The following is a 24,337-nucleotide window of genomic DNA, read 5'->3' as shown; positions in this document are numbered from 1 at the left end:
CCAGGACTCACGCCTGCTCACGTGCCGGAGGTTTGCGCTCCGGCCACGGCATCGGGACGTACCGCGTCGCGCACGATTCGCAAGGCGTTGATGAGCTCGCTCAGTTGGTCCGGCGTCAACAATCCGGTGTACGACTTCTCGATGTCGGCGACGTGGTCGGTCACCGCCGCTGACACCGTGGTGGTTCCGGCACTGGTGATCGCTGCCCAGGTGCCTCGACGATCGCGGTCGCAGCTTTCACGATCGACAAGGCCGGCGCGTTCAAGCCGGTCGACCACACGGGTCACTCCGCTGGTCGTCAAGGTCGTCTGCGCGGCCAGGTCGGACATCCGCATTCGGCCGCTCGGGGTGCGGCCGAGCCGCAGCAAGATCTCGAACTCGTTGTCCGACAGGCCGTGTGCGGCGAGGCTGGCCGCACATTTGTCGGACAGGCCCTGGTAGACCTCCCGGAGCAGGCCGAAGGCCGTGAGCCGGTCATCGTCGAGAGGCGACGTCATGGCCGTTGACCGTATCAACTTTTGACGTCGGGAATGTTGACCGTGGTGGGGGCCCGGCGGAGCACCACGAGGTCTTCTGCTGCATCATGAGGCGTGGAAGGGTGGTGGAGTAGGGATTCGCATGCTGAACATGATCATTCTCAAACGGCGCGAGGGAACGGGTACCCTCGCCGCGTGACGCACCCCCCAGCTCTCGTCGTACGAGAGATTTCACGCACCGAACACCTCGCAGCCATCGCGCAGCGCCCCGCCGTCAGCTTCCTGCAGACGCCGGCCTGGGGCGCGGTCAAGCGAGATTGGCGATCGCAATCGCTGGGGTGGTTCGACGGTGACACCCTGGTGGGCATCGGGCTCGTGCTCTACCGCAAGTTGCCGCGGATTCGGCGATCGCTGGCCTACCTTCCCGAGGGCCCGGCTATCGACTGGGACAGCGCGGCCAAAGCCGGTGACGTGAACCGCTGGCTCGACCCGCTCGTCGACCACGTGAAGGCACAAGGCGCGTTCGGTGTCCGGATGGGGCCGCCAGTCATCGCGCGTCGCTGGAACAACGCCACCGTCAAGGCGGCTCTGGCCGATGCCGAGGTCGAGCGGTTGGACGACGTGCCGGCGGACGAGACCTTCGCGACCGCATCGTCCATCGCCGACCAGCTCACCGCGGCGGGATGGCGGCCTCCGGACACCGCCGACGGATTCGGCGCCGGGCAGCCGCAGTACGTGTTCCAGCTGCCGCTGAACGGCTCGACCGACGACGTGCTCAAGGGCTTCAATCAGCTGTGGCGGCGCAACGTCAAGAAGGCCGACAAGGCCGGCGTCACCGTACGCCTGGGCACCGCGGACGACCTCGCGGCCTTTCACGAGCTGTACACCGAGACGGCGAAGCGGGACGGCTTCACTCCTCGTCCGATCTCGTACTTCCACGGCATGTGGGAAGCGATGACGGCCGAAGCTCCGGAGCGGCTGCGTCTGTATCTCGCCGAGCACGAGGGCGACCTCGTGGCGGCCACGACGATGGTCCGCGTCGGCGAGCACGCGTGGTACTCCTACGGCGCATCGTCGACGGCCAAGCGCGAGGTCCGTGGCTCGAACGCGGTGCAATGGCGGATGATCCAGGACGCGATCGCCGACGGCTGCCGGATCTACGATCTGCGCGGCATCACCGACACCCTGAGTGAGAACGATCCGCACGTCGGGCTGATCCGGTTCAAACTCGGCACCGGCGGGCACGCCGTGGAGTACCTCGGGGAATGGGATCTGCCGATCTCGCGCGTGCTCTACTCCGCCTTCGACCTGTACATGAAACGCCGGAGCTGAGCCATGCCGCTGACCCTGCACGTCGACGCCGCGCGCTGGCGTGATCACGTCCGGCGCTACGTCGACCAGTCCACCGGGAACGACGGCGTCGTCGTCGTACCGGTGACGAAAGGGAACGGATACGGCTTCGGTAACGCCGTGCTCGCCACCGAGTCCCAGAAGCTCGGCGTGCCCACGCTGGCCGTGGGCACCTACAGCGAGGTCACCGACGTCGCGACGGCGTTCACCGGCGACATCCTCGTCCTGTCTCCATGGCGGCCGTGGTACGACGACGTAGACGGTGAGGCACGCATCGTCCATACGGTCTCCAGGCTCGACGACCTGCATGAGCTCGCCGCGGCCGGTTCGCCGCGCCCACGCGTCGTCGTCGAGATCCGCACCAGTATCCGCCGACACGGGATCCCTCCGGCACAACTACAGGAAGCCGCCTCGGCCTTGGCGGACGTGCAGTTCGAAGGGTTCGCGCTGCACCTGCCGCTGGCCGGGGACCATCTCAGCGAGGCTCGCGACCTGGCCGCAGCCGCCTTCGACACTCGGCCCGACGACGACGGCCGGCAACTCTGGGTCAGTCACCTCGCACCCACGGCCGCTTCCGCCCTGGCCACGGAGTTCTCCGCCGACGTCCGACTGCGCGTCGCGACTGCACTGTGGCTGGGCGAGCGGTCCGCCTTGCGCCCACGCGCCACGGTGCTCGACGTTCATCGGGTGCGCCGCGGCGAGACGTTCGGCTACCGGCAGCGGCGGGCACGGCGGGACGGGACGCTTCTCGTCATCGACGGTGGCACCGCGCATGGCATCGCTCTGGAGGCACCGACGCCGGCGACGACCGTCAGACAGCGGGCTGTCGCGCTGGCCAAGGGTGGGCTGGAGTCGGCGGGACGAGCACTATCGCCGTTCCGCGTCGCAGGCCGCCAGCGCTGGTTCGCCGAGCCTCCGCACATGCAATGCTCCATGATCTGGCTGCCGGGTGACGTGGAGCCACCTGCCATCGGTGCGGAGATCGATCTCGACGTGCGGCTGACGACCACGACATTCGACCGGATCCGCTGGGACGATTGATACGTCAGCCGGCCCACCGGCCGGTGAGAAAGGCTGCGGCCCACACGCTCATCAACGGCACGCTCACGGCGAGGTAGGCCCACAGCAGCCAACGCCGTCGAGCCGCCAGAACCGCGATCCCCACCCACAGCGGCCACCACAGCAACGTGGCGCGCGGCACGGAGAAATACCACGTGGACGTCCCCAGGGCGACCACGTGCAACCCCACCCACGTCGCCTCGCCCCAGCGGCGCAACCGAAGCAGGACGACGGTCACCACGACTCCGACGAGCATCGCGACGATCTCGGCCCGGAACATCCACGCGAAACCCGGCGACTGCGTGCCGCCGAAGGCGGCCTGCCAGGTCCGGTCGAAGGCTTCCCACGGGACGGTGAACTCCCGGTCCCAGCCCTCCGATTGCGCGCTGAGCCACCTGAGCCAGTCACCAGTGCGCTGCTGCAGATACACCGACCACGCCAGCATCGGCAGCGCCGGCAGGAACAACCAGCCGAACCCGGCCCACCGCCACCCGTGGCCGCGCCGAGTCTCGGCCGCGCCATCTGCGGTGTCTGACGGGTCTGGTTCGAGCGGTTTCTGATCGTGCACCCCGCCGGTTCCTCGGGTCACGAGCCAGTGCACGCCGATCGCGACCGCGAGAAAGACGCCGTTCACCCGCACGGTACAGGCCAGTGCGGTGAGAACCCCAGCCGCCAGCCAGTGGCCCCGACGCGCGGACAGCCAGGCCGGGAACGCAAAAGCGAGGAACAGCGCTTCGGTGTACGGCGCTGCGAGAAAGACCGCCGGTGGAGCGGTCACCCAGGCGAGCACAGCCAGCCGGCCGACTCGCGGACCACCGTCGAGTGCCCCGATCCGGCCGAGCGCCACCGCGGCGACGCCCCCGGCGACGAGCGACACCAGTAGCCCGGTCAGGACGTACCGCAGCCCGAAGACGTCACCGAGCCACAACAGCGCCGGGAAGCCGGGGAAGAACGCTTCGTTGGGAACACCGGTCGGCTCGCCGCCGTAGCCGTGCAGAGCGATGCCCCAGTAGTGGTGGAAGTCCCATTGCCGCCACCGATCGAGGGCGGGAACGACGTTTTGACCCTGGGCCGCGAACATCCACCCGGTGGCGCCGGCGATCACCCAGATCGACACTCGGCTGGCGAGCCAGACGCCGAGCGAAGCGCGGTCGACATCCCGCAGCCGGCCGACGAGCTCGGCTGCTCTCACGTCGCGACCTCGGGCACTGTCGGCACGCGCGGCGACACGAACGGGCGGACCGGATCGCCCTCGGGCCGGAACATGTCGCGGACGACCATGGCGGCGAACCAGAGGAGTGCGGCGACACGGACCACGGTCACCAGAGCGTACGTGCGGTCGGAGATGAGCGGGTCGTCGGGGGCGAACAGGCTGGCCAAGTACCACCACACGCCGACGAAGTACACGACCTCCGCACCCTGCCAGATCGCCAGATCTCGAACGCGAGGCCGGGCCAGGACGGCCAACGGCAGCAGCCACAGCGCGTACTGCGGCGACCACACCTTGTTGACCAGCAGGAACGAAGCGACAGCCAAGAACGCGAGCTGCGCCAGCCGAGGTTGTTCCGGCGCGGCGAGCGCCAGCCCCACGATGACCACCAGCGCGATCACCCCGCCCACCACGGCCAGCGTGTCCACCTTGCCAGCCACCAGGCCGGGCGACAGGAGGTCCAGGGCGTACCAGATGGAGCCGAAGTCAGCCGGTCGGTCCGCGTTGAAATCGAAGAACGCGCGCCAGCCGTCCGGAGCCCACCATGCCACGGGAAGGTTGATCGCGCCCCAGGTCAGCGCGGCGGTCGCCGCCGTGGCCGCGAACCGGCCGAGGGCGCCGCGACGATCCGGCGCGCGCAGCGCGACCAGGAACATCGGCCCCAGGAGCAGCACGGGATACAGTTTCGCGGCCGCTCCCAGGCCGACGAGCACGCCTGCGAGAATCGATCGTTCCCGCGTCCACGCCACGATGGCAGTGGCGGCGAGAGCCACGGCCAGCAGGTCCCAGTTGATCGTCGCGCTCAACAACAGCAGGGGCGAGGCCGCGACCAGCATGGCGTCCCAGGGGCGACGCGGCACGGTCCGGGCGGTGGCCACGACGGTCACCAGGGCGCACAACGCCATCAGGATCGCCGTCACGTCGAAGAACCTGGTGCTCTGGGTGACCGGATCGGTGGCATCGTCGATCACCGAACCGACGGAACCTGCGGCGTACACCGTCGCCTGCATCACCGCGCCGGTGAGCACCGGGTACTCCAGGGCGTTGTCACGGTAGGCGATCTGGTCGTCGGCGAATCCGCGCTCGCGGTACAGGAAGGCGACGTCGCTGTAGCACATGGACGTCCACATCGAGCGGTCTGCTCGATCCGCCCATCCGTCGGACCGGCAGGGCTGATCAGCGATGAAGCCGAGCGCCAGGGTCAGGCTCGCGACCGCGAGAGCGATTCGCAGCGGCGTCCACCAGCGGCGTCGCACCATGCCCCGCCGACCGAACGGGCCTCCGATCCATTCACTGGCCGCTTGTACGACGGGGTCCTCGCGGCTGGGCGCGGCGATCGGCTCGTTCACGCCGGACATCGTGCCTGATTCCGGTGCCCGGTCTTCGGGCGCCCAGCCCTCGGGTGCGAGCCGATGTCAGCCGGTTTCGGTTCCGGCCGCACCACCCCAGGCGCCGCCGCCGTCACCACCATCGTCGTCCCCGTCGTCACGGCCGGACTCGGATCCGTTCTCGTTTCCGCGGTCGTTTCCGCGGTCCGTGCCCCCGTCGCCGCCGCCTTCACCCCATTGGTCTCCGGTCTCGTCGCCGCCGGAGTCATCGCCGCCGGAGTCGTCCCCGCCGGACTCATCGCTCCCGGAGTCATCGCCGCCGGAGTCGTCTCCGCCAGACTCATCGCTCCCGGAGTCGTCCCCGCCGGACTCATCGCCGCCAGAGTCATCGCCGCCGGAGTCGTCCCCGCCAGACTCGTCCCCGCCGGACTCGTCCCCGTCATCGGGCTCCGTCGGCTCGTCCGTGGGGGTCGGCGTGGACGTCGGCGACGGGTTCACGGCTTCACCGACCTCGGCGGGCTCGGGGAACTCGAGAACGTCCGTGCCCTCCAGCGCCCCGGCCATGAAGGCCGTCCACGTGCGAGCGGGGTACCCACCACCGCTGAACGTGCTCATGCCGCCAACGCCGTCGAGCGAGACGGTCCCGCCCTTCTCACCATCGCCTCTGAAGTACACCACCGACGTCGCCAACTGAGGCGTGTAGCCGGAGTACCAGGCGGTGAGGTCTTCATGGGTTCCGGTCTTGCCTGCCGACGGCCGCCCGAGTGCTTGCGCGGCCTCACCGCTGCCGTTCTCGACGACTCTGGTCAGTGCGTAGGTCGTATCGGCCACCACGCTGGGATCGAAGACCGCTTGCGGCGACTGGTCCATCTCGTAGCGGACGTTGCCCCCGGGCTCGGTGACCGACTTGACGGTGTACCAGTCTGCGTGCCGTCCACCCGCGGCCAGGGTCGCGTAGGCCTCGGCCATCTCGACCGCAGGGGTCGGCGCGATGCCGATCGAGACTCGAGGGTTGTCCCTGAGATTGTCGCCGTCGCTTTCCGGTGGCGGCATCGGCAGGCCGGCGGCCTCCATCGCATCGACGACCTTGTCGGCGCCGATGGTCATGGTGAGGTCGACGTAGGCGGTGTTGATGGAGCTCTCCGTGGCCCTGATGAGGTCGACGGGCTCGCCGTAGTCCTTGTCATCCTGGTTGTGGACCGGGGGGCCCAGACTCGGGTCGTCGAGCGTGTCGCCTGAGAACCGGCTCTCCAGCGAGATGCCTTCCTCCAGCGCTGCCACCAGGGCGAACGGTTTGACGTTGGAGCCGCCCTGCACGGCGCCGTCGACGGCGTCGTTGAACTGTTGCTTGACGTAATCGGGCCCGCCGTACAGCGCCCGGACGGCCCCGTCCCCAGGCTCGACGGCGGCGAGCGCCACTCGCACGTCCTCGGCGTTCTCAGTCGGGCGCTCGTTCTTGATGGCTTGCAGCGCCGCTCGCTGCGCCTTGCGATCGAACGTCGTGACGATTCGCAGGCCACCGGTGTCCAGGTCGTTCTCGGTGAATCCGTTGTCGAGGAGCTCGTCGCGGACCATCTTCAGCAGGTAGCCGTTGGGCCCGCCGTAGCGGTTGGTCGATTTCTCCGGCTGAACCGGCGGCGGCTTGACCTTGTTCGCCTCGGCCTCGTCGAGCGCGTCGATCGACACCATGCCGTCGACCACGTACCTGACCCGCTCGGCGAAGCGCTGTTCGTTCTCCGCCCCGAGGGTGGGGTCATAGCGGTGTGGAGACCGCAGGATCGAGGCCAGGCCCACGCATTCGGACAGGTTGAGTTCCGAGACCGGCTTGCCGAAGTACGACTTCGACGCGGTCTGGATGCCGTAAAGACCGCGGCCGAACCAGATGGTGTTCAGATACGACGCGAGGATGTCGTCCTTGTCGAGCTGCCGGTCGATCTTGACCGCGATGAACAGCTCCTTGACCTTGCGCGTCGCCGTCTGATCGTGCGTGAGGTAGTAGTTCTTGACGTACTGCTGGGTGATCGTCGAACCACCGCCGGCGGCGGTCGACCCGGAGTTGCGGATGTATCCCACACCGGCGCGCATGATGCCTACCGGGTCGAAGCCGCTGTTCTCGTAGAAGCTGCGGTCCTCGGCGGCGACGACGGCGTCCTGGCATGTCTGCGGGATGGCGGAGATGTCCACGCTCTCGCGGTTCTCCGCGCTGAACCGTCCCAACTCGGTCTTGCCGTCGTTCCAGTAGACGATGGTGGACTCCGACCGCGCGAAGTCGTTCGCCTCGGGGATGTCGGTCATGGCGTAGGCGATACCGATTCCGGCGACGACAGCGAGGACCATGCCGAGGAAGTACAGGCCGAACGCCTTCAGCGAGACGAACTTCCGCCAGCCGCGCTTGCGCCGCTTGGCGCCGTTGGGCCCCTGGCTGCCGGCGGCATACCGGCGACCGGACCGGCCTCCGGTCGACGCGGCAGCGCCGGCCTTGGTGCGCGACGACGACTGTCGTCCGGCCGCGCGGCCACCACGATCGCCACCCGCGCGGCGACGCCCTTGATTGGTCACAGAACTCTCGGTCGGGTCGGGGACATCGGTTCGGTCAGCGTGCACGCACCGAGCGCGCCTGACAGACGCAGAGCCTACGACGCTCTCACGTGCGGCAGTTTCGATCCTGCTCCCACAGTGCGTGCTTCAAACCTCCGACACGATACGCCCACCTCATCGTGGAAGCCCAAGCTTCCGGCGCGAACGTCTGTCACTCTGTCGACGGTGACTATCTGCCCGATGTATCATTCCGATACATCGGATCGAGAGGTTTCCGTCAAGTATTCCGCCGGGTACCGAGGAGTGTGCTGCGTGGGTCGACGTGCTGAGGCGCTGGAGCTGGCCGTGCTGGGCCTGCTTCACGACGCCCCGATGCACGGCTACGAGCTGCGTAAGCGGGTCAACTCGTTGCTCGGATGGGGGCGAGCGTTCTCCTACGGCACGTTGTATCCGGCGCTGAAGGAGATGGTCCGGCGGAACTATTTGGCCGAGGACGCGCCTGCCGATGCGACTGCTACGCAGCCAGCACGCAGTGGCCGTCGCGGCAAGATCGTGTACAAGCTCACGCCCGAGGGCAAGGAACGGTTCGCCGACCTGATGGCTCAGACCGGGCCCTCGGCATGGGACGACGAGCGCTTCGGCGTCCACTTCGCCTTCTTCGGGCGGGCGGACGCCGAGACTCGGATGCGGATCTTGCTCGGTCGGCGCAACCGGCTCCAAGAACGCCTCGACCAGTTCCGGTCGTCGCTCTCACGCACCAGAGAACGGCTGGACGCCTACACCCTCGAGCTCCAACGACACGGGCTCGAGTCGGTGGAACGCGAGGTCAAATGGCTTGACGACCTCATCAGTGCCGAGCAGGCATCGATCGGCACCACGACCGCACAGGCGCGCGCGACGAAGCCGCGCGCCACCGCCGGCGAGCCGCCGGCAGACCCCACTGAAAACGAAGGAGAGAACGGCCGATGAGCTCGGTTCGTGTAGGCATCGTCGGCGTGGGTAACTGCGCCGCGTCACTAGTGCAAGGCGTCCACTACTACAAGGACGCCGACCCGGCGACGAAGGTCCCTGGGCTGATGCACGTGCAGTTCGGCGATTACCACGTCGGCGACGTCGAGTTCGTCGCCGCGTTCGACGTCGACGCCAAGAAGGTGGGTCAGGATCTCTCCGCCGCCATCGCCGCGAGCGAGAACAACACCATCAAGATCTGCGACGTGCCGCCCACCGGGGTGACCGTCCAGCGCGGTCACACACTCGACGGCTTGGGCAAGTACTACCGCGAGACGATCACCGAGGACGACAGCGAGCCGGTCGACGTGGTCGCGGCACTCAAGGCCGCCCAGGTCGACGTGCTCGTGTGCTACCTGCCGGTCGGCTCCGAGCAAGCCGCCAAGTTCTACGCCCAGTGCGCGATCGATGCCGGCGTGGCGTTCGTGAACGCGCTGCCGGTGTTCATCGCCGGCACCAAGGAGTGGGCGGACAAGTTCACCGCCGCCGGCGTGCCGATCGTCGGTGACGACATCAAGTCGCAGATCGGTGCCACCATCACGCACCGCGTGCTGGCGCGCCTGTTCGAGGACCGCGGGGTCACGGTCGACCGCACGTACCAGCTCAACGTCGGCGGCAACATGGACTTCAAGAACATGCTCGAGCGCGACCGGCTCGAGTCGAAGAAGGTCTCGAAGACCCAGTCGGTGACGTCGCAGCTCGAAAACGGTCTGGATGATCGCAACGTCCACATCGGCCCGTCGGACTACGTGGCTTGGCTCGACGACCGTAAGTGGGCGTTCATCCGCCTCGAGGGCCGGAACTTCGGCGATGCCCCGGTGAGCCTGGAGTACAAGCTCGAGGTCTGGGACTCCCCGAACTCCGCGGGAATCATCATCGACGCCATCCGGGCGGCGAAGATCGCCAAGGACCGTGGCATCGGCGGCCCGATCCTGTCGGCGTCGTCGTACTTCATGAAGTCGCCGCCCGAGCAGTACTCCGACGATGTGTGCCGGGCGAAGGTGGAACAGTTCATCGCTGGAGAGATCGAGCGCTGAGCGAGCGGAGGTAGCGGCGTCGCGGAGCAGCCGCTGCCGGAGCCGAGCGAAGCCGAGATCTCGACCCAGCGAGCCTGGAGAGATCGAGCGCTGAGCGCGTAGCCCACCTCGTGTTCTGGAGGGTTGTCCACGCTTCGAGGCGTGTCGAGAGGTGGATGACCCTCCAGAAGTGACGAGGGCGGGCACGCGTGCGACCCGCCCGGTATCCACCATTTGGACAGCATCGGGTGCCCGAACGTCTACTCCTGGCTGGCGCATGTGCACCGTTCGTCCGCTCTGAGCTGTTCAGACCTCCCGAGGCAGGCATTCTGGCGATCGTGATCATCGATCGCGCCGCCCAGTTGCCCGCCCGCGACCCTCGTCGTGCAGGCGGATTTGGAGGCCTCGTCTACCATTTCCGTCATGCTCGGATGGCTGGGGTGGCGAGATTCGGTGTTCCATCCATCGGTCGCCTATTGACAGAACGCACCTGGGAAGCAAGCGTCGTCTAGCGGCGCATGTGCGGCCCGGTGCACAACTGCGGCCACGAGGAGCCTGTGTCGCTCACCCGAGAGCGGCCACGGGGGACGACAGAGGAAGGATGCATCGATGACGCGGACCGCGCGAGGACGCCGTGGCAACGACGGCGCCACGAAGCGGGCGCGCGCGAACGAGCGCCCCACCGACAAGCCCAGCCGGATGAAGGGGGTTTCGTCGGGACGGGAACGCTCCAAGTCGGCGTGGCATTCGTTCCTGCACGACCGAAGCGTGCGATCGCGGGTCGCGGCCCTTGTCTTGGTGCCCTTGCTGGGCACCCTTGTTTTGGGCACGCTGTTCTTCCGGGGCGCCTTGGACGACGCATCGTCGGCGTCTCGGGTGGAGAGCCTGGCCGAAGTCGGCTTGTCCGCCGTCGACGCCCTGAGCGCGGTTCAGAACGAGCGGGACGTCACCGGCCTGTTCGAGGGTGGGGGCACCGGCGCCGGCGCGGTCAGCGACGCCCGGGCGGCTACCGACGAAGCCCTCGCCGATCTCAAGGAGCAGCTCGACGAGCGCCGCGACGACGACCTCGGCTCGTCGTTCGAGGGCGCCATCATTGCCTTCGATCGCGAGACCGAGCGCCTCGAGGGGTACCGTTCGCAGCGCGACGCGCAGAACCCGCCGTTCGACCAGGGCGGCACCAACGGCTACCACCGTTTCGCCGAGGCGCTGCAGCGCATCATCACCGCGTCCGGATCGGTGGCGGACGACCCGCTGCTCACCCGCCGCATCAATTCGCTGGCCGACATCGCCCAGGCCGTGGAGTCCGCGTCGATGGAGCGCGGCATCGTCGCGTTCTTCATCGAACCGGGCGAGCAGCCCACCCCCGCCAACCGCGACCAGGCCACCATCCTCCAAGGCGAGCAGGACTTGCTGCTCACGGGCCGGTTCATCAGCGGCTTCGGCTTCACCGACCAGGCCCGCATCTACTCCAACCAGATCTTCGTCGGCAACCGTGAGATCGCCACCGCGCGTAGCGACATCAGCAACGGGGTGGCGGCGCGCACGACCAAGGAAGAGTGGTATTCGGCGGCGACGAACCGCATCGACAGCCTGCGCGACATCGAGCAGGAGACCGCTGAGCGCGTTCTGACGCGTGCATCGTCCGAGACCGACAGTGCTCGCCTCACTGCGGGCCTCAGCGCACTCGCAGTGCTGCTGGTTCTCGGGTTGACGGTCTACCTGACCATCGTCGTGGCGAGGTCGATCATCGGCCCGCTGCGACGGCTGCGGGCCTCGGCGCTCGAGACCGCTCAGACGCACCTCCCGGCGCTGGTCGATCGCGTACAGCGCGACGGCCCGGCGGCCGCCCGCGACACCGAGCAGGCCGTGCGCGCCGAGGGCCGCGACGAGATCGGGCAGGTGGCCACGGCGTTCAACGACGTGCACTCCACCGCGGTCACCGTCGCGGCCGAGCAGGCCCTGCTGCGGCAGAACCTCGACACCATCGTGGTCAACCTGTCCCGCCGTACACAGTCGCTGGTCGACCGGCAGCTCGGTGAGATCGAAGGTCTCGAACAGCGCGAGCGTGATCCCGACCAGCTGAGCACCCTGTTCCGGATCGACCACATGGCCACCCGCGTCCGGCGGCACGCCGAGAGTCTGCTGGTTCTCGCCGGGGTCGAAGAGATGCGCAAGCACAGCGGCGCGGCCGGCGTCCTCGATGTCGTGCGTACCGCGGTCGGCGAGGTCGAGCAGTACCCGCGGGTGAAGTTCGGCGTCATGCCCACCGACCTGGTCGCAGCCGGTGCCGTGGACGACATCGCGCACTTGCTGGCCGAGCTCATCGACAACGCGACCGAGTTCTCCGCGCCGGCGACGCCGGTGCGGGTGACCAGCCAGCCGCTGCTCGGTGGCGGGCTGCGTCTGCAGGTCACCGACTCCGGGCTGGGGATCCCGGAGGCCCAGCTCGCCGAGCTCAACGAGCGGTTGCGCAACGCCGGAGACATCGACGTCGCGGCTTCTCGCACCCTGGGTCTCTACGTGGTGGCTCGCCTGGCGGCCAAGCACGGCGTCCAGGTACGACTGGAGGCCGTACCCGAGGGCGGTACCGCCGCTCAGGTCGACCTCCCGGCTCACTTGATCTTGTCGCCGTTGGACACGAACGAAGGCCTCGCGCCGGTGACCGCGGAAACCGAGGTCGACGACGCACCTTCGGCGGTCTCGACCGATCACGGATTCGGCTCCCTGGATGGCGTCAATGGCGAAACGCCTGCGGTCTCGCCGCTGACGGCCACCGGACTGCCCCGTCGGGCGGCGCACGAGCGGCAGGACACCGACACGAGCTTCCCGGCCTACGACTCCGGTCAGCCCGGCGAAGGGGACCGGCCGACCTGGCCCGCGGTTCACCCGACGTCACCGGACTCCGCGCCTACGGGCCCACAGCCGGTGAACGCACGCAGCGACCAGCCACTCGCATCACCCAGCGAGTCCGTCCGGTCGATCTACGACGACGCTCCCGACCAGGCCAGCGAGCCCGCTCCCGCCGACCAGTCGACGTGGCGCTCGCCTGCGGCCTCACACCAGTCCGGCGACAACGGGCTGGCCGGTTCGGGCACCCGCCCGGAGGCCACCCGTCCGCCGGCGGAACCAGCCGCTCGGCCGTCGTTGCGCGCGCCCGAGCCTGAGCTCCCCGAAAGCGACTCGCCGATCTTCGACTCGGTCGCGTCGGCGTGGTTCAGCAAGTCCACGACGGCACGCGACTGGTCGAGCCCGGCTGATGAAGGCTGGCGCAAGGCCGCTGAAGCCCTGCGCTCCGCCGAGGAGGCCGCGAGCGCTCGCCGCAGCCAGCGCGACACCGAGCCGATTCCGGACGCCACCCGCCCACCGGCCGCTCCCAGTCGACCCGAGGCGCCGCCGCGCGCTCCGGAGCCTGTCGCCGAGCAGTCGCAGCCGACCATCAACGCTTCCGGGTTGCCGGTGCGTCGCCGTGGCGCGTCGCTCGTGCCTGGTTCCATCGGCGCTCAGCCCGAGGCCGAGCAGCCCAAACGTCCGGCCGCGCAGTCCAAGGACGCTGAGACGGTCGCCTCCACGCTGTCGAGCCTGCAGCGAGGCGTCGGCCGCGGCCGTGAAGAGACCGGTGGCTGGGTTCCCAAGCGACCTGGCGACCCCGAGAGGAGCAATAAGTGACCAACGCGTCCCATGACGAGCTCGGTTGGCTGTTGGACCGGTTCGTCGATCGCACGACCGGCGCGGCGCACGCCGTTGTCGTGTCAGCCGATGGTCTGCACCTGGCCGGGTCCACCGGCATGCCCCGCGAGCGTGGTGAGCAGCTCGCGGCCGTGGTCTCCGGGTTGGCGAGCTTGACCGTGGGGGCTTCGCTGATTCTCGGCGCTGGCGAGGTCCAGCAGACGTTGGTCGAGATGGCGAACGGCTTCCTGCTGGTCATGGCCGTCGGCGACGGTGCGCACCTGGCGGTTCTGGCGGCAGCCGACGCCGATCTCGGCCAGGTCGGATACGAGATGGCGCTGCTCGTCGAGCGTGTCGGCGCAGCGCTGAACCCGGCCAGCCGCGTGGGGTGATCGTGCCGTGCGCAGAGGCCGGATGTGGTGGGATCGGATCGAGACGACCGACGATCTGACGATCCCTTCAGGGAGCTGGAGGTAAACGATGGCTACACCCGACGGGCGGCGCGTGCGACCGTATCTCGCGACGCGCGGACGGACACGTCCGGTTCAGGACATCGCCATCGAGGCGCTCGTGTCGACAACCAGCACCGGCCGGAGCGCCGGGGCCGACCCGGAACCCGAGCGCGAGCGGATTCTGCGCCTGTGCCATTCTCCCCGTTCGGTCGCCGAGGTGGCGGCCATCGTGTCGATGCCTCTCGGAGTGGCCCGTGTGCTTGTTGCCGATCTCGAGACCGAGGGTCTTGTGCGGGTCGCTGACCCACACGCGGCCTACGCCGGTTCCTCTGAACCGGCCCGAAACCTCAGCGTGCTGGAAAGGGTGAGGGATGGGCTTCGTCGACTCTGAGGTGTCCGGCGGCACACACGCCGACCAGGACGCGCTCTCGGTCAAGATCGTCGTGGCCGGCGGCTTCGGCGTCGGCAAGACGACGTTCGTCGGTGCGGTGAGCGAGATCGAGCCGTTGCGCACCGAGGCACTCATGACCGAGGCGTCGACAAGCGTCGACGACTTGAGCATGTTGCCCGAGAAGCGGACGACGACCGTCGCCATGGACTTCGGCCGCATCACGTTGGCCGACGACCTCGTCCTCTACCTGTTCGGCACGCCGGGTCAGAACCGGTTCTGGTTCATGTGGGACGACATCACGCGCGGGGCCATCGGCGCGGTCGTCCTGGTCGACACCCGCCGGCTGGCCGATTGCTTCGGGGCCATCGACTACGTCGAGCAGCGCGGTATCCCGTTCCTGGTCGCGCTCAACGCCTTCGACGGCGTTCAGGAGCACGACGCCGAAGACGTCCGCGACGCGCTCCAGGTCGGCCCCGAGGTCCCGTTCGTGGTGACCGACGCTCGTGAGCGCGAGTCGGTGAAGACCGTTCTGGTCACTCTGGTCGAACACGCCATGTCGCTGATCCAGCAAGCCTGAACGCGATGCTCTGCTGACAGCAGAGCATCGCGGGACCGCTCAGCCGACGATCACCGGCTCTCCGGTTGCTCGGCCCACCAACGCAGCAGTTCCTCGCGCGCCTCGTCTTCGTCGAGCGGGCCGCGGTCGAGGCGGATGTCGAGCATGTGCTTGCGGGCGCGCCCGACGACCGGCCCAGGTGGGATCCCGAGAATCTGCATGATCTGGTCGCCGTCGAGATCCGGGCGGATGGCCGCCAGTTCCTCTTCGGCCTGCAGCCGCTCGATGCGCTGCTCGAGGTCGTCGTAGGCCCGTTGCAGCGCCTGTGCCTTGCGCTTGTTGCGCGTGGTGCAGTCCGCCCGAGTCAGGATGTGCAGCCGTTCGAGCTCGTCACCGGCGTCGCGGACGTAGCGCCGCACCGCCGAATCGGTCCAATCGCCGCCACCGTAGCCGTGAAAGCGCAGGTGAAGTGCGGTGAGTTCGGTCACGCTCTGCACCACCGACGAGGGATACCGCAAAGCGGTGAGACGCTTCTTCGCCATCTTCGCGCCGACGACATCGTGGTGGTAGAAGCTGACCCCGCCGCCCGGCTCGAACCTGCGCGTCTTGGGCTTGCCGATGTCATGCAACAGCGCCGCGAGCCTGATCACCAGGTCCGGGCCCCCGTCCGGGAGGCGATGCTCCAGGTCGATCGCCTGCTCGAGCACCGTCAGGGAGTGCTCGTAGACGTCCTTGTGCCGGTGGTGTTCGTCGATCTCCAAGCGCAGCGCCGGCAGTTCGGGCAGGACGTGGTCCGCCAGGCCGGTGTCGACCAGGAGGGTCAGCCCAGCCCGGGGTCGCGGCGAGAGCAGCAGCTTGGTCAGTTCGTCGCGGATCCGCTCCGCTGAGACGATGGTGATCCGGTCGGCCATGTCACTCATCGCCGTCACGACGTCCGGAGCCACGTCGAAGTCGAGTTGGGCGGCGAAGCGCGCAGCGCGCATCATCCGCAGCGGGTCGTCGGAGAACGACTGCTGCGGGGTGCCCGGGGTCCGGATGGTTCGACGGCTCAGGTCGCCCAATCCGCCGTAGGGGTCGATGAAGTCGTGCCCGGGCAGGGTCACGGCCATCGCATTGATGGTGAAGTCGCGCCGGATCAGGTCGTCGTGAATCGAGTCGCCGTACGACACTTCGGGTTTGCGGCTGTCGCGGTCGTAGATGTCCGAACGGTACGTCGTGATCTCGATCTGGAACTCACCTTTGCGCCCACCGATGGTGCCGAACGCGCGCCCGACGTCCCAGACGGCGTCGGCCCACCCGGACAGCAGGCGTTTCGTCTCGTCCGGGTGGGCTGACGTGGTGAAGTCGAGGTCATGACCGAGACGGTCGAGCAGCGCATCGCGCACCGAACCGCCGACGAGCGCGAGCTGGTGGCCCGCCGCTTCGAAGCGCCGGCCGAGCTCGTCGGCGACCGGAGAGATGCGTAACAGTTGGCGCACCGCCTGGCGTTGTGCCACGGACAGCTGCTGCGTCAGGTCGTTACGTTCGGTCACGACGCACCAGGGTACGAGGTGCAGATGAGCCGCCGTGGACGGGACGGCTCGTGGCCCGCGCGAGGCCGGCGGCGGCGCGCCGACCCGGATCGAGCAGGAGCAATACGGTTAGTCTGGACGTATGCCCGGCGAGCCGTCTCCTCCAGCCGACGGCTCGCACCACCGGCGACGCCGCGGCCAGAGGCGTCGCCGCGGGAACCGCCCGAGGCTTCGGACGGTCACCGAGACCTCCGCCGGAGGTCTCGTGGTCGACCGGGTCGAGTGCGCGTCGTGCGTCGTGCTCATCGGGCGGATCGATCGACGCGGTCGGCTGGAGTGGGTGCTGCCGAAAGGACACGTGGAGGACGGTGAAACTGCAGAGCAGGCTGCGGTTCGGGAGGTCTCGGAGGAGACTGGTCTGACATCGCGGGTCATCACCGCGGTGGGCGACATCGACTACTGGTTCGTGGCGGACGACCGGAGGATCCACAAGACGGTGCATCACTTTCTCCTCGAAGCCACGGGTGGGAGCCTGAGCACCGACGACGTGGAGGTGAGTGAAGTGGCCTGGGTGCCGCTGGGCGAGTTGGCCGGGCGGATGCGTTACGCGTCCGAGCGCCGGCTGGCCCGTAGGCTCCCCGACCTGCTGTCCACGTACTCGAGCAGGGACTGTCCATGACGTGGCTCGGTCGCGTCCGGCGGGCGGTGTTGGCCACCGGACTCCTCAGTGCCACGGTCCTTCCCGCGGCGGCCGGCTCGGCCGGTGCCGCAGATCCGGCTACCGGACCGCCCGGCCCGATGGTCGTCGCCGCACTGCACACCGTCGCGCCAAGCGCCTTGACGAGCACCGATGAGACTCTGGTGCTCAGCGGGACGGTGCAGAACGCCGGCGACGAAGCCATCCAGAACGCACAGGTGTTGCCCCGGTTCAGCCGGGTACCCGTCCAAGCGCGCGCCGACATCAGCCGTGTCGGCACCGACGACACTCTCAACTGGGGCGCACGGTACAGCGACGTCTACGACCCCATCGACGACACCCTCGAACCAGGTGAGTCGCAGCCGTTCTCCCTCACCATCCCGACTGAGCTTCTCGACTTCGGCGACACCGGCGTGTATGTCGTCGGCGTCGACGTCATGGGCTCACCGCAGGACAGCGAAGACCGGCTGCGGTTGGACACGGCACGCACCGTCGTGCCCTGGCTACCTGACGACGACACACTGCCGCGCGTGCCGGTGAGCATGCTGTGGCCGCTGGCCGCCCGACCGGCGATGCTGCCCGACGCCACCCTGCTCGATAACTCTCTCGCGGCCCAGATCGGCGCCGGCGAGCCGCTGACCGAACTGGTGAAGGCGGCCGCCGACGCCCCGGTGACCTGGGCGATCGACCCCGACCTGCTCGACACCGCCGAGGTGATGGCCCAGGGTTACCAGGTCATGTCGGCATCCGGCCCGATCGAAGGGTCCCAAGCCGACAGCGACACCGCGCGCGACTGGCTGTCGGCGCTGCGCCAGGCGGCCTCCGGCCACCAGGTGGTGAACCTGCCGTATGCGGTTCCCGACATCGAAGCCCTAGCCGCCACCAACGCCGATCTGGCCGGTACGGTCATGCGCCGCTCGATCGCCGTATCGACCGCCCAGGGGCTGCGTCCCGGTTCATTGGCCACCACGAAAGCGCCGGTGGGGTGGCTCGACCGGAGCTCGGTCACCGGGCGGGCCCTCGGGGCGCTGGCCGTCGCCGGGGTGAACACCGTCATCGTGCCGGGGGACGCCGTGTCTCCACGGCCCGGACCCACCGCGGCCACGTTCAGCCTCGGTGAGGCGGCCCTCGACGCCGTGGTCACCGACGTCGGGCTCGATGACGCGATCAGCGACGCCGTGGCCGCCACTGACACTCAGGCCGGCGCTCTCGACGTACGGCAGCGGTGGTTCGCCGAGACCGCGTTCATCGCCATGTCCACCGACGACGACGCCAGTCCCGCCCCGGTCGTGGCTGCGCCTCCCCTGCGCTGGCGGCCGGAGGCCACCACCGCACGGGCCGTCGTCCGCGCCTGGACGTCGATTCCGTGGGTGGAGCCGATGTCGCTCGACGACGCTGTCGCCGGTGCGAACGCCCGAGAGCCCCAGCCGGTCGAGCCGCAACCTGACGACAGCGCAAATCTGCTTCCCGCGACCAACGTCGACGCCGCAGCCGACGTTCACGAGCGGGCCGGCCAGTACGCCAGCCTGCTCGCCGATCCGGACGACGCACCCGACGGCCTGCCCTTGGCGCCGGTGCGCGCCACCTCGAGCGGGTGGCGCGACGACCCAGCCGCCGGCGAAGCCTACGCGCAGACCATCGACGACGACCTCTCTCGTCATCTCGACGACGTGAGCGTCACCGTGCCGGAGTCCGTCACGCTCTCGAGCCGCAACGGGACTTTCCCGTTGACGGTCACCAACGACCTTCCGCAGGCGATCTCCGTCGGCCTCGACATCGACTCGGCCAACGTCGACCGCTTGCAGATCGACGATGTCGAGGTTCAGCAGATAGAGCCTGGCGCCCGCGAACTCGTCCAGGTGACCGCTCAGGCCGCCGCCAACGGCAAGGTCCCGATCAATGTCCAGCTGACCACCAGCGATGGTGTCGCCATCGGGCCGATGCGCCCGACCGTGGTGAACGCCACCGACTACGGCACCATCGGATGGGTCATCGTCGCCGGGGCCGGGGCGCTGTTCGCCGTGACGCTCGTCCGCCGTGCCGTGCGCAGCCGCCGAACGCCGGACGAACCCGATGCCGAGCACGACGCAGACACCCCTGCCGCCGATCCGGTTCAGGAGGCGAGCAGGTGACGTCGACCCAAGAGCCCCGCTCGCCGGGACTGCTCGGTTCGAGCGCCGTCATGGCCGCCGGAACCGTGGTCTCGCGGCTGACCGGCTTCGCCCGGGCTGCGGTCATCGCGGCCGCCATCGGCCTGACCGCCACCACGGCGGACGTGTTCAACGTGCCCAACGTCATCCCGAACATGATCTACATCCTGGTCGGCGGTGGCGTTCTCAACTCGGTGCTCGTCCCGGTCCTGGTTCGGGCGATCAAGAACGACGCGGACGGCGGCCAGGCGTTCTCTCAACGGCTGTTCAGCCTGGCGGTGACGGTCCTCGGGCTGGCGACGATCGCGGCCGTCCTGGCGGCGCCGTGGATCATGCAGGTGATCGTCGACGACCGCTATCTCGAACCCGAGATGCGCCCGTACTTCGACAACATGGTCGCCTTCGCGCGCTTCTGCCTGCCGCAGATCTTCTTCTACGGCCTGTACGTGCTGATCGGGCAGATGCTCAACGCCAAGGGTCGGTTCGGACCGATGATGTGGTCCCCGATCCTCAACAACGTCGTCGCCATCGCGGTGTTCGCCGCGTTCCTGGTCGTCTACGGGAAGCAGGGCTTCGAGCCGTTCACGACGAATCAGACCCTGTTGCTCGGGCTGGGCTCCACGTTCGGGGTCGTGGCGCAGGCGCTGGTCCTCCTGCCGGTCCTGCGCAAGACCGGCTTCTCGTTACGGTTCCGGACCGACTGGCGTGGCCAGGGGCTGGGCGAGCCGATCCGGCTGGGCCTGTGGACGTTCGGTTTCGTCGTGGCCAACCAGTTGGCGTACTTGGTGGTCGTCAACGTCGCCTCGGGTGCGAGCAGTGCAGCGGCCGGCGACGCCGGGGCCGGCTACTCCGTGTACGCCAACGCCATGCTGATCATGATGGTGCCGCATTCGGTCATCACGGTGTCGCTGGCCACGGCACTGCTCCCCCGGTTGTCGGACCTCGCCTCGGAGGGCCACCTCGACGACGTCCGCACCAAGCTCGTCTCCGCGATCCGGATGTGCCTGGCCATCATCATCCCGCTGGGTGCGCTGATGGCCGCCTTGGCCTTCCCGCTCACGGCGATGATCTTCGACCACGGCTCCGCGCAGGGGCAGACCGGCCGGCTCGCGCTCACTCTGATCCTGCTCATGCCGGGACTCGTCGGCTTCACCGTCCACTATCTCGCGTTGCGCGGGTTCTACGCGCTGCAGGACACCAAGACCCCGTTCTTCACCCAGATCTGGGTGTCGGCGGTGATGATCGCCGCGGCGGTGGGCATCGCGGTGGTCGCGCCGGCCGCCCAGTACGTCACCATGGCCCTGGCCGGCGGTTACAGCCTCGCGTACATCGTCGGATCGACCATCGGCGTCCTGCGTTTGCAACGACGGATCGGGACCCTGGGCGGCAGCCGGATCGTCCAGCACACGGTCCGGCTGACGATGCACTCGCTGATCGCCGCCGGGATCGCGTGGCTGGTGTGGCGCGGCTGGACCGGTCTCGGCGTGCTCAGCAGCGCGCCGACGCTGATCGTCCGCCTGATCGAACTGGTCATCGGCGGCCTCGTCGGCGTCACCGTGTTCATCGGCCTCGCCTACGCCTTCCGCGTCGACGAAGTGCGGCGCGCCATCGCGATGATCATGGCGAAGCTGCGCGGAGCCCCGCCCGTGGCCCCGGCGCAGGTCGACATCGGCGACCTGCTCGAGGACACCGCGGAATACCAGCTGCCAGCTGAAACCGGCACGCTGAGCATCTTCCGCCGACCGGTCGACCCCGGCATGACCTCGGAGTTCTTCCTCGACGAGACCCTGCCCGGCGTCCCCAGCTTCTTCGACACCGCGGCCGGGGGCATCCGCACCGCGAGCACCCACCCCCCGGCTCCGCCGAGCCCGATCGTGCCGGCCGTGCCACCGGCCGACACCCAGCCGAACCGGTCCGGCGATGCTGGCTCGCTGCCCCCACCGGGCGGCACCGTCCAGCCTGGTCAACGCCGCACGCTGGCCGGACGCTACCGGTTCGAACGACTTCTCGACGATTCCGACGGCGTGCACTCCTGGCAGGCGGTGGATGACGTCCTGCGCCGCGCCGTGTTCATCCAGTCCGTCGACGCGAACGACCCGCGTGCGCTGGGATTCGTCACCGCGGCGCGCGTGTCGTCCACCGTCTCCGACCCGCGTTTTCTCCGCGTGCTCGATGTCGGGACGGACGACGTCGCCTACGTGGTGCGCGAATGGACCCCTGGGCAGAGCCTCGCCATGCTGCTCGGCGCCGGCGCCTTCGCGCCGGACCAGGCCGCGGCCATCGGGCGCGAGGTCGCCGAAGCGCTGGCCACGGCCCATTCCCAGGGCATGTCGCACCGCCGCATCGACCCCACCCTGGTCTTCGTGACAGCCGACGGATCGATCAAGATCGCCGGCCTCGAGACTGAACATGCGCTGCGCGGACCGAGCCCGGTACCGAACCCGCCCAGCGACCCGGCGCATCCCGATCCCGCGGAGCTCGACGCGATCGGCATCGGCAGTGTGCTCTACGCCGGGCTGACGGCTCGCTGGCCGGCGGGCCCATGCGGCGGCTTGGCGCCGGCCCCGCATATCGACGGTCGTCTCTGCTCGGCCCGCCAGGTTCGGCCTGGAGTTCCGACGATGCTCGACGCCGTGACCGACCGGGCCATCGGGCACGCCCGGCGCCATCACGCCCCGCCGTTGGTGACGCCGTTGGCGGTCGCAGCGGAGTTGAGTTCCGGCTCGCGGGGCTGGCGGCCGATGGTGGCCGAGCCGAACGTGTACGCCGACGACCGACCCGCTGTTCTCGACGAGCCCGGCGCGGCCGGCACCGTCGGGCGGGTCGAACCGCGCCGCGAACGGCGCAAGTCCGGACGGGCGTCCCGGGTACTCGGCGTCATGGCCGCGACGCTGTTGCTCGTGGGCTCGACTCTCGTGGGTCTTCAGCTCTTGCTCGGCGCCATCGACGATGCGACCAACGACGATCCTGGGGCGGCTGACACGCCCTCGGCCGGCGACACCACGTCCGGCGAGGAGACACCCGCGGCCGATCCCACACCGCTCGAGGTGGCCGAGGCGAAGGACTTCGATCCCGACGGCAACGGCGAAGAGAACCCCAGCGACGTCGGCAACGTTCTCGACGGTGACGATGAGACCGCTTGGACCACCGTCAATTACTACGACCCGATGGAGGCGCAGAAGGCCGGCGTCGGGCTCTACCTCGACCTCGGTGAAGCCGTCGACGTACGAGAGATCCGCCTCGATCTGCTCAACGAGGGGTCGTCGCTCGAGCTTCGCGTGGCCGCCGAAGACGCCGACGACGCCCCTGACGATCTCGACGACTGGACCGTCATCGACGAGATCGAGGGAGCCGATCAAAATGTCGTGCACGGTCTGGACGAGGCCGTCACGACGCGCTACGTGCTCGTGTGGTTCACTGCGTTGCCACTGGACGGCGACAACTATCGTGGCGGCATCACGAATGCGGAGGTGCTGGGGTGACAGGACCCTCGTCCGCGCCAGCGGCCAGTGACGCAGAGCTGCTTCGCAGGCACGTCGACGGCGATTCCGCAGCCTTCGGCGAGTTGGTCGGACGACATCAGGATCGATTGTGGGCCGTGGCCCTGCGCACGTTGGGCGACCCCCATGAGGCCGCCGATGCACTCCAGGACGCCATGATCAACGCCTTCCGCCGCGCGGGCTCGTTCCGCTCGGAATCCGCGGTCACCACGTGGCTGCACCGCATCGTCGTCAACGCCTGCCTCGACCGGGTGCGGCACAACGCCGCTCGCCCGGCCGACCCCGTGGCCTTCGACGGCACCGAAGTCCCCGGCGCGATGCCGACGACGGCACCGCGGGCCGATCCTGCCGAGCAGACCGCGTTGCGACTCGATTTGGAGCAAGCGCTGGCCACACTGCCCGACGACCAACGAGTCCCGCTCGTGCTGGTCGATGTCGAGGGCTACCCGGTCGCCGAAGCCGCAGAACTGCTCGGACTGCCGGTCGGCACCATCAAGAGCCGCTGCGCACGGGCCCGAGCCAAACTGTTGCCGTTGCTTTCGCCCGGATGGTCCGCTCCCGAGGGGAACCAACCTTCCGGGGCCGACGTCCCATCCTCGACCACGCATGGGCAAGGAGGTGAGCACCGATGAGTACGACTGGACCGCATCCGTCCTCCGAGGTGCTCGCCGAGTACGTCGAAGGCAGCCTGACTGACGACACCACGGCCGTCGCCGCCCACGTGGAGCGTTGCTCGGACTGCCAGGACGTGATGGAGCAGCTGAACGCCGTGCGCGTCGCACTGCGCGACCTTCCGGCAGAGCAGCCGGTCCCGGAGCACGTGTCGGCTCGGCTGTCCGCCGCCATCTCGGCCGAGGCAGCCGGTCGCGGCGAATCCTCCGGCGCGTCGGTCCCGGGCGGAGACGCCGACCCCGGCACCGTCGCGTGGTTCCGACGACGCGCCCCTCGCGCGCTGGCCTTGGCTGCGAGCGTGGCCGTCGTCGGTTTGGCCGGATACGTGGCCGTGACGTCGGACGACGGCGGCGGCGACATGACGTCCGCGGGGAGCTCGGGCCAGGCGGGCGAATCCAGCGAGCTCGAGTCCGGGCCGAAACAGCACAACCAGGCCCAGGACGAATCAGAAGTGCTGGACGACGATTCGGCGGAGCCCGATTCAGCGGGGTCCGGCGCAGCGGCTCCCGCGCCCGCTGATCTCCGCAGCGCGGTCAATGACGTGTGGGAGAACGACGCCGAGCTCGCGCCCGAGTGTGGCGCGGCGCTCGCTGCCGAACTCGGGCTGAGCCTGGTCGGGTCGACCGATTCCGGACCGGGTGTGCTCGTCGTGTTGGAGGACGAAGCAGCTGGTCAACTGCACGGTCACTTGGTCCCGACGTGTGGTTCGACCACGACTGAGGAGCTTTCCGTGCCGGTCACGCTTCCCCGGCCGTAG

General features: G+C 68.8%; 18 protein-coding genes. 13 read left to right on the top strand and 5 right to left on the bottom strand.

Annotation, left to right across the window (positions count from 1 at the left end; all coding sequences use genetic code 11):
- Nucleotides 1–17: 17 nt before the first annotated feature.
- Nucleotides 18–497, bottom strand: coding sequence for a MarR family transcriptional regulator (locus M6444_RS04015; RefSeq protein ID WP_298323407.1), 480 nt, complete (start codon nt 495–497; stop codon nt 18–20).
- A 174-nt stretch (nt 498–671) separates the two neighbouring features.
- On the opposite strand from M6444_RS04015, the gene M6444_RS04010 reads away from it, so the two are divergent.
- A complete protein-coding gene (locus tag M6444_RS04010) occupies nt 672–1,808 on the top strand; it encodes a peptidoglycan bridge formation glycyltransferase FemA/FemB family protein (protein WP_298323405.1) in 1,137 nt (378 codons plus the stop codon).
- A 3-nt stretch (nt 1,809–1,811) separates the two neighbouring features.
- A complete protein-coding gene (locus M6444_RS04005; protein WP_298323403.1) occupies nt 1,812–2,867 on the top strand; it encodes an alanine racemase in 1,056 nt (351 codons plus the stop codon).
- 4 nt (nt 2,868–2,871) lie between these two features.
- On the opposite strand, the gene M6444_RS04000 is transcribed toward M6444_RS04005, so the two are convergent.
- From M6444_RS04000 to M6444_RS03990, 3 genes are all read right to left on the bottom strand, one after another.
- Complete coding sequence (locus tag M6444_RS04000) at nt 2,872–4,077, bottom strand: mannosyltransferase family protein (protein WP_298323401.1); 1,206 nt, start codon at nt 4,075–4,077, stop codon at nt 2,872–2,874.
- A complete protein-coding gene (locus M6444_RS03995) occupies nt 4,074–5,444 on the bottom strand; it encodes a glycosyltransferase 87 family protein (RefSeq protein ID WP_298323399.1) in 1,371 nt (456 codons plus the stop codon). The genes M6444_RS04000 and M6444_RS03995 overlap by 4 nt, the downstream gene beginning before the upstream one ends.
- Nucleotides 5,445–5,510: 66 nt before the next feature.
- Complete coding sequence (locus tag M6444_RS03990) at nt 5,511–7,982, bottom strand: transglycosylase domain-containing protein (protein ID WP_298323397.1); 2,472 nt, start codon at nt 7,980–7,982, stop codon at nt 5,511–5,513.
- A gap of 291 nt (nt 7,983–8,273) precedes the next feature.
- Between M6444_RS03990 and M6444_RS03985 the strand changes: the two genes are divergently transcribed.
- From M6444_RS03985 to M6444_RS03960, 6 genes are all read left to right on the top strand, one after another.
- Nucleotides 8,274–8,930 (top strand): PadR family transcriptional regulator, encoded by a 657-nt coding sequence (locus M6444_RS03985; protein ID WP_298323395.1) that lies wholly within the window; start codon nt 8,274–8,276, stop codon nt 8,928–8,930.
- The gene (locus tag M6444_RS03980) at nt 8,927–10,006 is read left to right on the top strand and encodes an inositol-3-phosphate synthase (RefSeq protein WP_298323393.1); all 1,080 of its coding nucleotides are present in this window, start codon (nt 8,927–8,929) and stop codon (nt 10,004–10,006) included. Before M6444_RS03985 ends, M6444_RS03980 begins: the two co-directional genes overlap by 4 nt.
- 588 nt (nt 10,007–10,594) lie before the next feature.
- Complete coding sequence (locus tag M6444_RS03975; RefSeq protein ID WP_298323391.1) at nt 10,595–13,651, top strand: sensor histidine kinase; 3,057 nt, start codon at nt 10,595–10,597, stop codon at nt 13,649–13,651.
- Nucleotides 13,648–14,043, top strand: coding sequence for a roadblock/LC7 domain-containing protein (locus M6444_RS03970; protein WP_298323389.1), 396 nt, complete (start codon nt 13,648–13,650; stop codon nt 14,041–14,043). Before M6444_RS03975 ends, M6444_RS03970 begins: the two co-directional genes overlap by 4 nt.
- An 88-nt stretch (nt 14,044–14,131) precedes the next feature.
- Nucleotides 14,132–14,494: a DUF742 domain-containing protein gene (locus M6444_RS03965; RefSeq protein ID WP_298323387.1), complete on the top strand. Its 363-nt coding sequence runs from the start codon at nt 14,132–14,134 to the stop codon at nt 14,492–14,494.
- Entirely contained in the window at nt 14,475–15,071 is a 597-nt protein-coding gene (locus M6444_RS03960; protein ID WP_298323385.1) for an ATP/GTP-binding protein, read from the top strand. The genes M6444_RS03965 and M6444_RS03960 overlap by 20 nt, the downstream gene beginning before the upstream one ends.
- 50 nt (nt 15,072–15,121) lie before the next feature.
- Here the strand turns inward: M6444_RS03960 and M6444_RS03955 are convergent, their stop codons facing one another.
- Complete coding sequence (locus M6444_RS03955) at nt 15,122–16,582, bottom strand: CCA tRNA nucleotidyltransferase (protein WP_298323383.1); 1,461 nt, start codon at nt 16,580–16,582, stop codon at nt 15,122–15,124.
- A 121-nt stretch (nt 16,583–16,703) separates the two neighbouring features.
- On the opposite strand from M6444_RS03955, the gene M6444_RS03950 reads away from it, so the two are divergent.
- From M6444_RS03950 to M6444_RS03930, 5 genes are read left to right on the top strand one after another with little or no spacing between them, the layout of a single operon-like run.
- The gene (locus tag M6444_RS03950) at nt 16,704–17,240 is read left to right on the top strand and encodes an NUDIX hydrolase (protein WP_363326228.1); all 537 of its coding nucleotides are present in this window, start codon (nt 16,704–16,706) and stop codon (nt 17,238–17,240) included.
- Nucleotides 17,237–19,390, top strand: coding sequence for a DUF6049 family protein (locus M6444_RS03945; RefSeq protein ID WP_298323379.1), 2,154 nt, complete (start codon nt 17,237–17,239; stop codon nt 19,388–19,390). Before M6444_RS03950 ends, M6444_RS03945 begins: the two co-directional genes overlap by 4 nt.
- Nucleotides 19,387–22,890 (top strand): murein biosynthesis integral membrane protein MurJ, encoded by a 3,504-nt coding sequence (gene murJ / locus M6444_RS03940; protein ID WP_298323378.1) that lies wholly within the window; start codon nt 19,387–19,389, stop codon nt 22,888–22,890. The genes M6444_RS03945 and murJ overlap by 4 nt, the downstream gene beginning before the upstream one ends.
- A complete protein-coding gene (sigM, locus tag M6444_RS03935; protein ID WP_298323377.1) occupies nt 22,887–23,540 on the top strand; it encodes an RNA polymerase sigma factor SigM in 654 nt (217 codons plus the stop codon). The genes murJ and sigM overlap by 4 nt, the downstream gene beginning before the upstream one ends.
- On the top strand, nt 23,537–24,337 hold the full coding sequence (locus M6444_RS03930; protein ID WP_298323375.1) for a hypothetical protein: 801 nt from the start codon (nt 23,537–23,539) through the stop codon (nt 24,335–24,337). The genes sigM and M6444_RS03930 overlap by 4 nt, the downstream gene beginning before the upstream one ends.

Source organism: Haloactinopolyspora sp. (assembly GCF_027324685.1).
Classification (GTDB): domain Bacteria; phylum Actinomycetota; class Actinomycetes; order Jiangellales; family Jiangellaceae; genus Haloactinopolyspora.
This window is presented reverse-complemented; position numbering and strand designations above follow the sequence as displayed.